Origin of the sequence: Exiguobacterium sp. s124, assembly GCF_018617485.1 — a bacterium.
GTDB classification, from domain to species: Bacteria; Bacillota; Bacilli; order Exiguobacteriales; family Exiguobacteriaceae; genus Exiguobacterium; species Exiguobacterium aestuarii.
Genome location: NZ_JACSKH010000001.1, coordinates 847,107 through 859,564 on the forward strand (window position 1 = coordinate 847,107; position 12,458 = coordinate 859,564).

Sequence of the window (12,458 nt, forward strand, 5' to 3'; positions counted from 1 at the left end):
CATGACGAAAATTATGGCAGTCAATGCTGGTAGTTCATCGCTCAAGTTCCAGTTACTCGAGATGCCAACGGAAGAGTTGCTCGCAGTCGGATTGGTTGAGCGTGTAGGGAAAGAAGATGCAATTTTTACAATCAAGTACGGTGAAGGACAGAAGTTCAACGTGGTCACACCACTTCACACGCACAAAGAAGCGGTTGAGTTGACGTTAGAGAAATTGATCGAACTCGATATCATTCAATCGTTCGACGAGATTTCTGGCGTAGGTCACCGTGTATTACACGGGAAAGAGTTGTATGCGGATTCGGTCGTGATCGACGACGAAGTCATGAAGAATATCGAGTCTTTCACAGAACTCGGGCCACTTCACATCCCACCGAACTTGACAGGGATTCGTGCTTTCCAAGCAATCTTGCCAAACGTCCCACAAGTAGCGGTATTCGATACGGCATTCCACCAATCGATGCCAGAAGAGAACTTCTTGTACAGTCTTCCGTATGAATACTATACAGAGCACGGCGTTCGTAAATATGGTTTCCACGGAACTAGCCACAAGTACGTTACACAACGTGCGGCAGAACTTCTCGGTCGTCCGCTCGAAGACTTGCGTCTAATTTCATGTCACCTCGGTAGCGGTGCATCAATCGCAGCCGTTGCAGGCGGTCGCTCAATCGATACGACAATGGGCTTCACACCACTTGAAGGAATCACGATGGGAACTCGCTCAGGTTCACTTGACCCAGCCCTTATCCCATTCTTGATGCAAAAAACAGGGAAGTCTGCAGAAGACGTCTTGAACGTCATGAACAAAGAGTCTGGTGTCTATGGTCTCTCTGGTATTTCGAGTGACTTGCGTGATATCGAGCAAGCTGCTGCAGAAGGAAACCACCGTGCAGAAGTATCGTTAAAAATCTTCTCAAACCGTATTCACGGTTACATCGGTCAATATGCCGCTGAGATGAATGGTGTCGACGCCATCATCTTCACAGCAGGTGTCGGTGAAAACTCGGACGTCATCCGTGAGCGTATCCTTCGCGGTCTTGAATTCATGGGCGTTTACTGGGATCCTTCACTTAACAACGGTGCACGTGGCAAAGAGTTGTTCATCAACTACCCGCACTCACCAGTTAAAGTCATCATCATCCCAACGAACGAAGAGTTGGTCATCGCGCGCGACACAGTTCGCATTGCAAACCTCGTTGAAGAGCACGCATAAGATCACTCAAACCCACGTTACTTCGCGTAACGTGGGTTTTTTTTGAGCCTTTTTTCCTAGTGGTGTAGAGATTGAATGGGACAAATGATTTTCTGTTTGTAACATAAGGCAGATTATTTGCATCGTTTTGTAACATCTAAGTCATGAATTAACCATATATTGGATTTTAATTTATATAAAAATCTCTACTTCGTTTCAAAATTGCAATTTAAAGTGAGGAAACGACCTTTTTGACATCAATTTGTAACGTTCATGACATTCAAATGAACCGTAAGTGTAACGGCACTGACTCATGTTTCGTCATATAGTTATCTGGACGAAACATTCGATGTACAGTTCATCGATGATACGATCTGAACTAAGGGAGGATACAGTGCATGCTTAAAAAGTTAGGATGGATGATGCTAATTACGATTTTAGTTTCAACGCTTTTCCTGCCACAATCGCAAGTGCAAGCTGCCTCTTCTAATAAAGTTTACGTCGTCAGTAAAGTGAACGATTTAAATATCCGTTCGGATGCACGAATGGGTACTAAAATTTTAGGTAAGTTAAACAAAGGTCAAAAGTTACAACGTTTAGGTTCGAAAGGGGCCTGGACACAAGTTTATTATAAAAAGAAAAAAGCATGGGTTGCGACAAGCTATGTCACGACAACGGGAGCTAAGAAACAGTCTGTCGGCAAAACGTATACGATGAAAGCATCGGCGTATACACCCTATTGCAAAGGCTGTTCTGGTAAGACGGCGCTCGGCTGGAATGTTCGTACACAAAAACGTAATGTAATCGCGGTCGATCCGCGTGTCATCCCACTTGGAACGAAAGTTCAAGTATATGTAGGGAGCAAGTTGCTGGGCACGTATACGGCTGCAGATACAGGCGGCGCAATCAAAGGAAATAAAATCGATGTCTTAATGTATTCGCATAGTGCGGCGATTCAATTCGGTCGTAAAACGGTTACGGTCAAGGTGTTGTGATAATAGGAAAAGGGTCTTGCGATTGCGCAAGACCCTTTTTTCGAGAATGGACAGTTATTGACGGACGATGAGAACGTCGCACTTCGCGTAGCGAACAATGCTTTCTGAAACGCTTCCGATAAAGAAGCGTTCGACAGCGTTCAACCCAGTCGCGCCACAAATAATAAGATCAATATCATGGTTAGGTGCAATCTTTTTAGCGATTGTCACTTTCGGAGAACCGTATTCAATGACGGTCTCGACTTCTTTCACGCCGCGTTCTTTCGCACGGTTCACATAGTCTTCGAGTAACTCTTTGGCATACGTTTCAGCGCGCTCGGTAATCGTGCGATCATATGCTTCAACGGTCGCAAATGTACGCGTATCAATCACGTGACCTACATACAGTTTTCCTTCGTTACGAATCGCAACATCGATTGCGGTCTCAAATGCACGTTCCGCCTCTTTAGAGCCGTCGACGGCAGATAGAATGTGTTTGTATACAATTGCCATGTAAATCCCAACCTTTCGCTCGAAATATACGTTCGGCTTACATATATAGTATACCACTTCTCTCGGTTTTCACGCTTTTTCGTCATGAAAATGAGTGAATTTTTTCATGAAGTTGTTCACGACATGTCCAAGTTTGGAATTCGCGTGACAGAACGGGTAAAATAAGGCGGAGGAGGTTGGACGATGAAACATGTAATGATTACATCTGGTGCGAAAGGAATTGGGCGTGTCGTGACGGAACGTCTGTTACAAGAAGGATGGCACGTCAGTATATTGCAACGGAATCCGATTGATTGGGAACATGAGCGGATACATATGATCGAAGCAGGGTTGACGGATCGTGAACAACTGCTCTCCGCCTATGAGGAAGCAGTCGAGCGGTTTGGTGAACCGGACGCATTGATTTTAAACGCAGGTCCTTATATTTTTGAACGGAAACCACTCGTCGAATTGACGGATGAAGAGTGGGGTGAAGTGGTGACCGGCAACTTGTCCGCCTCGTTTTGGCTGATGCGTCGGGCAATCCCTTCCATGCGCTCCAAACGTTTCGGGCGCATTATTTCATATGGGTTTCCGGAAAGTGCATCGGCTCCTGGGTGGATTCACCGTTCAGCGTTTGCGGCAGCGAAAACAGCGCTCGTCAGTTTGACGAAATCGGTTGCTCTCGAGGAAGCACCTTTTGGGATTACGGCGAATATGGTCAATCCCGGGAACATCGTCGGATCTCAAAAGGAAATGCGCATCGAGGAAGCGGAAGTGGATGAAGGGACACCAGTTGGTCGACATGGGACTGGAGAAGACATCGCCCGCCTTATTTCCTTCTTATTACATGAGGAATCCGATATGATCACAGGCGCCGTCATTGATGTGACTGGCGGAGTCAATGTTGTCCATCAATATCGAAAGTGAGGGGAAGGTCGATGAGGATTGGGGTTGTGACAGACGTCCATGGGAATCTAGAGGCGCTAGAGGCGGTCCTTCGCGCGTTGGATATAGAACGGGTCGACGTGATTTGGTCGCTCGGTGACATGATTGCGATGGGACCGGACTCGAACGCGGTCATGGAGCGATTGATTGATCGCGGGGCACACATGATTTCCGGCAATCATGACGAGGCGGTCGTCTCGCTCATAGCCGGACAAGGTCACCCGGAAAGCTATGCGCACACACGACCGCATCACGAATGGGTCGCACGTCATCTTGATGCTAAATATGTGGATGTTCTTGAGTCGCTTCCGCGAACGATGACAGGTGAGGTTGCTGGTCAGAAGGCGTTCGGTATCCATTACCATATCCCGAGCGAAAAGCGGCAAGCGACGATTGTCGAAGAGCCATTTCATGAAATTCTCGAACCGACACTTGAAAACATGCAACGGTTGTATGGAGAGTACGATGGGGATGTCATCTTATTTGGTCATCACCACCCGGTTCACCTATTCCAAGACGAGAAGAAGCGCTACGTCAATCCAGGTGCGCTCGGTGTCGCCCGAGATGAACTTGCGCGCTTTGCTATTTTAACTGAAGGTGAGCGAGGGATGCGGGTTGACATGAGGGCAGTTCCATATGACAAGCGAACCTTTTTAGAAAAAATGGAGCGATTCGAAGTGCCGCAACGCGATGTCATGTTCCGATTGTTCTATTGATGAATATATAGGTAAAGGTGGGATCCTAAATTGGACCCCACCTTTTTCTTATTGAATCTCTTGAAGTGTTTTCGGATAGCTCGTCAACGTGATCGGACCGCTCTCTGTCATGACGAGGTCATCTTCGATACGGACACCACCGACACCCGGTAGATAAATACCTGGTTCGACCGTAAACGTCATCCCGACTTGAGCTGTCATGTCATTGTTCGCCGCCATGGATGGATGTTCATGAACTTCGATTCCGATTCCATGACCGATACGGTGCGTGAAGTACTCGCCGTATCCAGCAGACGTGATGACTTGACGGGCTGCGATATCAATCGCTCCAAGCGTCGTACCGACGTTTGCCATCTCAATGGCTGCTTCTTCTGCCTGTAGCACCGTTTCGTAAATTTCGCGTTGTTTCGTACTCGCCTCACCGAAGACGACCGTTCGAGTAATGTCCGAGCAATATCCTTGCCAGACGACACCAAGGTCGAACAGGGCGAAATCACCTTTCTTCAAACGATTGTTGCCTGGTACACCATGTGGGTCGGCGCTGTTTTCACCGAACAATACGAGTGTATCAAATGACATTTCCCGAACGCCTTGTTGCTTCATCGCATATTCGATATCCGCGATGACCTCGAGTTCGGTCACGCCTTCGCGGAGTGAACGAATACCGGCTTCGATTGCCATGTCTGCGAGTTCAGCGGCACGTTTCATCGTACGAACTTCATCTGGTGATTTGATCATGCGTAATGTTTGAAGTTCGTCTGTCAAATCGATAATCGTCAATCCGGCAAAACCGGCGCGGAGCTGTTCGACACGATTGAATGTCAAATGCTCACCTTCGATGCCGATGCGCTCAGGAACGATTTGATTATCGAGGAACAACTTAACGATTTTATCCCATGGATTCTCGTGGTCCATGTATGTCACGATTTCACCTGTCCACTCACTTGATTCGACAATTCCCTTTTCTAGGGCAGGACAAATAATGGCAGTTGTCCCGTTCTTTAGGACTAGAATGGCGATTAGTCGTTCATGTGCTTCTGCGTATACTCCCGAGAAGTAAAATACAGATGCCTTTGACGTGACAAATGCCGCGTCTAATCCTTTCGTCGCTAGAGATTGTGCAATTTGATTGGTGCGTTGATTCAAGATGAATCCCTTCCCTTCTCACTCTTACGTTGACTACTCGTCTATTATAGCTGTTTCGAAAACAGAAAGGAAATGTTGCAATTTGATTAGTACAGTTTGAACAAGTTTGACTGATACAGTATACTAAAAAGAGTAGAAAATGTATTGAGAGAAGGGACTCCGCGTATGACCACAAAACATGAACAGATCATAGCACATATCGAGTCACTCGATGTTGGGTCAAAAATTTCGGTCCGCCAAATCGCCAAAGAGTTGGCTGTATCAGAAGGTACGGCTTATCGGGCCATCAAGGAAGCTGAGAACCTGGGCTTTGTCTCTACCATCGAACGTGTAGGGACGATTCGAATCAAGCGTAAACAAAAAGAGAATATTGAGAAACTGACATTTGCCGAAGTCGTCAATATTGTTGATGGGCAAGTGTTGGGCGGACGGAACGGCTTGCACAAGACGTTATCTAAATTTGTCATTGGAGCCATGAAACTGGAAGCGATGATGCGTTATATCGATGTCGACTCGCTCGTCATCATCGGTAACCGCGAAAAGGCGCATGAACTCGTCTTGCAATCCGGGGGGGCCGTTTTGATCACTGGTGGATTTGATACGACGGATGAAGTGAAACGAATGGCGGATAAGTACGATATGCCTGTCATTTCCACTTCTTATGATAGCTTTACCGTCGCAACGATGATTAACCGAGCAATCTATGACCGTCTCATCAAAAAAGAAATTCTTCTCGTTTCGGACATCGTCATCCCGCTTCACGACACGTTTTATTTGAAATCGGATGACACTGTAAAACGTTGGCACGAATTGAATGAACGTACGAAACACAATCGTTATCCGGTCATCGATGAACAGATGAAAGTAGTCGGGGTAATCACGGCGAAGGACGTCATCGATAAATCTCATGACTACGATATCGAAAAAGTTATGACAAAAAGTCCAATCACGGTCGGGGTTCAGACGAGCGTAACGAACGCTGCGCACCAAATGGTGTGGGAGGGCATCGAGATGCTCCCAGTCGTCGATAATTATGGGCGTTTGCTCGGAATCATCAGTCGTCAGGATGTATTGAAGGCGCTACAACTCGCGAATCGTCAGCCTCAAGTCGGTGAAACGTTCGACAATATGATCACGAACCAATTAAAAGAAGATCCTGCATCGAACGGTACCGCGTTTACTGTCGAGGTCGCACCGCAAATGACGAGCCATATGGGAACTGCGTCATCCGGTGTATTGACTACTCTATTAGTCGAAGGAGCGACGCGAAGTCTGCGTCATATGAAAAAAGGGGATTTAGTGGTCGAGAACATCACTGTTTATTTCATGAAACCGATTCAAATCGAGAGTCAGATTCGAGTGTCGGCGAACGTCTTTGACCTCGGACGAAAGTTCGGGAAAGTTGATGTGGAAATGACACAAGGCACACAACTTGTCGCTAAGGCGCTCGTCACAGCACAGTTGATTGATCGGTAACGAAAAGAGCACCGGCTACATGAGTAGCGGGTGCTCTTGTTTATGAAGGTGTATTCGTCGGTTCTTCTGCGGCGAGCGGATAGATTTTCCGATAACGGATAAATCCAACGACCGCGTTACCTAAGCCGACGACCAACATGACGATGCTGACAATCCAACCGACCGATGAATTCAGCCCGAATCCACCAACCATTTGGTTCGCGGCAAACAGCGCGAGGAATAAACTTAACCAGATTAAAGCTTGTGTATTGAACAAAGCTTTACGGTTTGGCGTCTTTGTCAAAAAAGCACGACGCTTGAAGACAAGGTACGCTCCGAGCGCGAACAAAATGAGTCCAATCATGACAAGTTGCAAGTGAAGGAACCCCTTTCTTTCTCGTAATCTGTTATCATCATACCATAATAGTGTGTAAGAAAGTGAGGAATCATCATGTGGGCATGGCAGAAAGCGGATTCAATCAAAACAGAAATCGAGGCGGCTGACACCATTTTTATTCACCGACATGTCAGACCAGACCCTGATGCATTGGGGAGTCAGCTCGGGCTCCAACGTATTTTAAAGTCGGTTCATCCAGATAAAAAGATCTATGTAGTCGGCGGTATGGTACCCGACCTTGAATTTTTAGGGAAGATGGAACACGTCGAGGAAGAAATGTATAAGGATGCACTCGTTTTGATTCTAGATACAGCGAATCAGGAACGAATCGATGGACCGTATGCGCTAAAAGGAAAAACAATCATTAAAATCGACCATCACCCTGATGAAGACCCGTATGCGATGACACAAATCGTGGACACCACGGTCAGTTCGACGTCCGAGATGATTGTGGAATTAGCGAACATTTGGGATTATCCGATTGATCAAGAAGCGGCCTTCTTATTATATGCCGGTATCGTCGGTGACACGGGGCGCTTCCAGTTCCGTAATGCCACGGCTCGCACGTTTGAGATTGCTTCGAGATTGATTGACAAAGGCATCGATACGAACAAGCTGTACCGACACATGTATAAAACCAATTTGGCAACGCTTCAGTTACAGGGATATGTATTACAACACGTTAACGTTACGGAAGAAGGCGTCGGCTACGTAAAGATTGATAAAGATGTGCTACGAACGTTCCATGCATCCCCGGAAGCGGCATCGCAACTCGTCAACAGCTTCTCTGGGCTAGAAGGATTAAAATGTTGGGTCATGTTCGTCGAAAACAAAGAAGAAATTCGTGTCCGGATTCGGTCGAAAGGCCCTGTAATCAATGAAGTGGCGAAGCGCTACCGTGGAGGCGGCCATCCGATGGCATCAGGCGCTACGATTGATACGTGGGAAGAAATGGATGACGTGATTGCTGCTTTAAATGAAGTGGCAGGGGAATTCACGTTTGAAGAAAATGAAGAGAGCTGACCGCGGTCAGCTCTCTTCATTTGTCTCCGTTTTCTTTTGGAATAAACCACGTGCCACGGTCGGTCACGTCCTCGACGACATCTAGTTGGTATTCTGCAATGTACTTTCGAAGTCGGTCAATGATTTCTGGACTGTCCGCAAATACGGTTTGACCGTTCTGTAATTTTTCCAACTTATCGCGCGCAATTTGTCCCCGATTGATAATCATACGCTTTTGCCCCCTTTTATCGTGAGTTTTGTCTATAATTATTGTATCAGAGAAGTGGGGAATTGAGTTTGACAATTCCAGTAATATAGAGAGGAGGTCTAAGATGATTCATCTTAATGTCAGGACTGCTTATAGTTTACTACAAAGCACGATTCGACTAGAACAATATGTAATGCAGATGACGGAGCGGGGGAGCCGCGCGGTCGCGATTGCGGACGATGCGTTTTATGGTGTCCCGTCGTTTCTGACATACTGCAAGCGATATGAGGTAAAACCGCTCATTGGGCTGCGAACCGTCCTTCGACTAGATGGTCTCGACGTATCGGTGCTTGCTTATGCATCGAACGAGACGGAACTAAAAGAGCAATACCGAATCATCAAGACAGGGGGGATTGACGGACGCACGACGATGCCTCTCATTGTCCTACCTGAAAACTGGAAAGCGAGCGACCCGGTCCACCGACGTCGTCTGTATCATCAACTACTGTCATTTGTTGATGAGGACAGGCTATGGCTTGGCCTCCCGGCACCTCAGACGACAGAACAAGTACAATTGTTGAAGCAACTCCGCCTGATGAAGGAGGAACTCGATGTCCAGTTGATTCCGGTACCTGAAACGAGGTATATGCGCCCAGAAGATGTAGAAGGATTCCGTGCGATCTCCGCCATTCGAGAAGGGGATGTGATGTCAGAAGAGGATGTTCGTCAAAAAGGGTTGCATGTCCGCCTTCCGAGCGAGATGAACGACTGGTTCACAGCCGAAGAACTAGCCGAACTTGAACGATTCGAGACAATGATTCAGCTCGACCATCTTCCGCAAGCGGAAGGTGCGATTCCAGAGTTACCAGACGCAGATCAAAAATTAAAGCGGCTCGTCGGCGAGCGGTTGAAGATGATGGAACTCATGAAAGAACCGTATATCGACCGAGCGAAGTTCGAGCTAGATGTCATCGCCAAGACTGGATTTTCATCGTATTTCTTGATTGTCGAAGACATCATCCGATTCGCCCGTGAGTCTGGGATTGAAGTTGGTCCGGGTCGGGGTTCAGCGGCAGGTTCCCTCGTCAGTTTTGCGCTTCACATTACAGAAGTTGACCCGGTTCGTTATGGACTACTGTTCGAACGGTTTCTGAATCCCGAACGTGTCTCGATGCCGGATATTGATTTGGACTTCGAAGATGAGCGCCGGGAAGAAGTCGTTTCGTACGTCTTATCAAAATACGGGGAAGCTCATGCGGCACAAATCGGGACACTCGCAACTTTCGGGGCAAAGGCAGCGATTCGTGACGTCGCTAGAGCGCTCGGGATGACGTTAGAAGAAGGGCAAGCCGCAAGCAAACAAGTGAAGTCTGGTGGCTTAGACGAATTGATGGCAAATCCGAAGCAGATGAAATGGTTCGCCGGTAGCCAAAAGCGTCAACAGTTGATTCGGATTGCGAAACAGTTAGAAGGATTGCCGCGTCAATCGTCCGTTCACGCTGCAGGGATCGTACTCAGTCGTCAACCGATTGAAGAAGTGACCCCGCTCCAGCCAGAACTTGATGAGCATGTGACACAATATAATATGAAGGATTTGGAAGAAATCGGGCTACTCAAAATCGATTTGCTTGGTTTACGGAACTTGAGTCGCCTTCGTCAAATGGAGGAGTTGGTCCGTGAAACCGATGCGATGTTCTCATTGAAGACCATTCCATTACATGACGCTCGAACATATCGACTATTAGCGAGAGGGGATACGGACGGAATCTTTCAGTTTGAGTCGTCAGGTATGAAACAGGCGCTGCGTCAAGTCAAGCCGACGGAGTTTGAAGACATCGTCGTGACGATGTCGCTCTATCGACCAGGACCGATGCAGTTTATCGAAACGTATGCGAAGCGAAAACATGGGATGCCTTATCAACCAATCCATCCGGACGTTGAAGAAATTATGAAGTCGACGTATGGAGTACTCGTCTATCAGGAGCAGGTCATGCGTCTTCTACGGAAACTCGGTGGATATTCATATGCCGAGGCGGATTTGATCAGACGGGCGATTGCAAAAAAAGACACCAGTACGATTGAACGGGAACGAGAACGATTTTTGCGTCAATCCGAAGGGAATGATCGCGATGTCCTATCGCAAATATTCTCTTGGATTGAAAAGTTCGCAGGGTATGGATTCAACCGTTCCCATGCGGTCGCTTATAGTTTAATTAGTTATCGACTGGCGTATGTCAAAGCACATTATCCACGTGTCTTTCATGTGGTGACGTCAGAAAAGACGAGTCAACTCGTAAGACTGTTGCGGAAAGATAAAATCCCCGTGTATCCGCCAGACGTGTTGCACGGTCATACCGAAGCGACATTAGAAGGACCGGGTGTACGACTCGGTCTAAAAGCAATCCAAGGACTGACGAAACGAGACGTCGAAAGACTTGTTGAGCTAAATGGACAACTGAAAGACGTCAGAACTCTTCAAGAAGCGATGGAATGGAAGAATAAAGATCAACTGAAGTTGAGACGTTTACTTGGTGCCGGGGCACTCGACCGGATGTATCATGGCGACCGAACGAGTGCTTTTGAAGCAGTCGAACGTTTACGGGAAGAGGCTGGCACACACTTCTTGCCTGATGAACTGTCGTCACTCGGGCTCAAACAGAAAAAAGCGAAAGAACCGAACTGGTCCGAAGAAGAACGGGAAGCGCTCGGGACATGGGTCGTCCATTCTCCATTGACGACGATTCCTGACGTAGGGATTGAGCCTTCCACGATTGAAGACGTCATGAACGGGACTGACGGATATTTAGTCGTTTATGTGGATGACGTGCGTACGTTTATGACGAAGAAACAAGAACGGATGGGTGTCATGATGGTGGACGATGGCGTGACGCAAGAAGAAGTCGTCGTCTTTCCGCGAACGTTCGCTCAATTTGGACGATCCCTTTACGTCGGTAACATTCTATTGCTTGAGGTTCATTCGAACGAACGAGATGGACGGAAACAATTGATTGTCGAACGGGTTCGTCCGTTGCATGGACAGGCCTTGTTTGTGAGGCTCACGTTAGATCGTTTCCCTGAACTCGAAGAATGGATTCAGCGCGCTCAAGGAGACGTTCCGGTCATCTGTCGATTCACAGACTCGAAAGAAGTGAAACAATTGGCATCTGCTTTTTCAATCAATCCGAGCGAGGAATATGTGGCAGTAGCGAAGAAACGATTTGGGGAAGAAAATGTCATCTTAAAACGAATCGATATGAAAATGGTTGGTCCAGAAACTAGTACCAAGTCCTAAAAAGTGATATAATCGCACTAATTGGTCTGACCACTTAAGTATGATAAGTGATCCAAAAAAGGGAGTTGAACGGTCAGATGCATGAAAAACACGCATCCTCATTTCACGAAAATATTTCAAAGATACGAAAATTAATTGTCCAATCTTCATTGGTTCCAGGAGATCGCCTTCCATCCGAACGTGAACTTGCTGAAACACTATCGATTAGTCGTGCTTCTGTCCGGGAGGCGTTACGCGCGTTGAGCTTCTTAGGGATTGTCGAGACAAGGCGCGGTGGCGGCACCTTCTTATGTGAACAAGACCGACATCGCTACATCGAAATCCTGTCGGAGTTTATTGTGACGAAACAGACGAAAGCGACCGATATCGTCGAGATGCTCAAATTGTTAGAGCGTATGGCGTTTTCAGAAATCAAACCGACAGATGAGCGATTGACTCAATTAGAGGCAGTGATTGAAGATGATCGAACGTTTCGACAGCGACTCATTTTTCAATTGGAGAATGACTTGTTCATTCGGATTTGGAGCGAAGTGAACCGATTTTTTGAAGGGCTGGATGTTGGGGATTTATATACGCTCGATGAACGGAAGCGTTTTGTCGAGACGTGGCGTGGAATGGGGATGCCGGAATGAACGA

The 12,458-nt window shown here is 47.2% G+C and carries 12 protein-coding genes; 8 read left to right on the forward strand and 4 right to left on the reverse strand.

Annotated features, from left to right (window positions below; all coding sequences use genetic code 11):
- Position 1 precedes the first annotated feature (1 nt).
- Positions 2-1,213 (forward strand): acetate kinase, encoded by a 1,212-nt coding sequence (locus KNO85_RS04450; protein ID WP_214693261.1) that lies wholly within the window; start codon positions 2-4, stop codon positions 1,211-1,213.
- A 377-nt stretch (positions 1,214-1,590) separates the two neighbouring features.
- On the forward strand, positions 1,591-2,187 hold the full coding sequence (locus KNO85_RS14955) for a 3D domain-containing protein (protein WP_214787281.1): 597 nt from the start codon (positions 1,591-1,593) through the stop codon (positions 2,185-2,187).
- Between the two features lie 54 nt (positions 2,188-2,241).
- On the opposite strand, the gene KNO85_RS04460 is transcribed toward KNO85_RS14955, so the two are convergent.
- A complete protein-coding gene (locus tag KNO85_RS04460; RefSeq protein WP_012726732.1) occupies positions 2,242-2,679 on the reverse strand; it encodes a universal stress protein in 438 nt (145 codons plus the stop codon).
- Positions 2,680-2,862: 183 nt separating this feature from the next.
- On the opposite strand from KNO85_RS04460, the gene KNO85_RS04465 reads away from it, so the two are divergent.
- Together KNO85_RS04465 and KNO85_RS04470 are read left to right on the forward strand one after the other, a co-directional pair.
- Positions 2,863-3,588, forward strand: a complete 726-nt coding sequence (locus KNO85_RS04465; protein WP_214787283.1) for an SDR family oxidoreductase — start codon at positions 2,863-2,865, stop codon at positions 3,586-3,588.
- Positions 3,589-3,599: 11 nt separating this feature from the next.
- Entirely contained in the window at positions 3,600-4,322 is a 723-nt protein-coding gene (locus KNO85_RS04470) for a metallophosphoesterase family protein (RefSeq protein WP_214787284.1), read from the forward strand.
- A 48-nt stretch (positions 4,323-4,370) separates the two neighbouring features.
- Here the strand turns inward: KNO85_RS04470 and KNO85_RS04475 are convergent, their stop codons facing one another.
- Positions 4,371-5,468, reverse strand: a complete 1,098-nt coding sequence (locus tag KNO85_RS04475) for a M24 family metallopeptidase (protein ID WP_214787285.1) — start codon at positions 5,466-5,468, stop codon at positions 4,371-4,373.
- 165 nt (positions 5,469-5,633) lie between these two features.
- Between KNO85_RS04475 and KNO85_RS04480 the strand changes: the two genes are divergently transcribed.
- Positions 5,634-6,944: a DRTGG domain-containing protein gene (locus KNO85_RS04480; RefSeq protein ID WP_074033433.1), complete on the forward strand. Its 1,311-nt coding sequence runs from the start codon at positions 5,634-5,636 to the stop codon at positions 6,942-6,944.
- 40 nt (positions 6,945-6,984) lie between these two features.
- Here the strand turns inward: KNO85_RS04480 and KNO85_RS04485 are convergent, their stop codons facing one another.
- Positions 6,985-7,299 (reverse strand): YtpI family protein, encoded by a 315-nt coding sequence (locus KNO85_RS04485; protein ID WP_074033432.1) that lies wholly within the window; start codon positions 7,297-7,299, stop codon positions 6,985-6,987.
- Between the two features lie 75 nt (positions 7,300-7,374).
- Here KNO85_RS04485 and KNO85_RS04490 point away from each other — a divergent pair, with 75 nt between their 5' ends.
- Positions 7,375-8,343, forward strand: coding sequence for a DHH family phosphoesterase (locus tag KNO85_RS04490; RefSeq protein ID WP_214787288.1), 969 nt, complete (start codon positions 7,375-7,377; stop codon positions 8,341-8,343).
- A 16-nt stretch (positions 8,344-8,359) separates the two neighbouring features.
- Here the strand turns inward: KNO85_RS04490 and KNO85_RS04495 are convergent, their stop codons facing one another.
- The gene (locus tag KNO85_RS04495; protein ID WP_214787290.1) at positions 8,360-8,551 is read right to left on the reverse strand and encodes a YtzJ family protein; all 192 of its coding nucleotides are present in this window, start codon (positions 8,549-8,551) and stop codon (positions 8,360-8,362) included.
- A gap of 103 nt (positions 8,552-8,654) precedes the next feature.
- Here KNO85_RS04495 and dnaE point away from each other — a divergent pair, with 103 nt between their 5' ends.
- Positions 8,655-11,822 (forward strand): DNA polymerase III subunit alpha, encoded by a 3,168-nt coding sequence (gene dnaE, locus KNO85_RS04500; protein ID WP_214787291.1) that lies wholly within the window; start codon positions 8,655-8,657, stop codon positions 11,820-11,822.
- 77 nt (positions 11,823-11,899) lie between these two features.
- Positions 11,900-12,454 (forward strand): FadR/GntR family transcriptional regulator, encoded by a 555-nt coding sequence (locus tag KNO85_RS04505; protein WP_214787293.1) that lies wholly within the window; start codon positions 11,900-11,902, stop codon positions 12,452-12,454.
- The last annotated feature ends 4 nt before the right edge of the window (positions 12,455-12,458 follow it).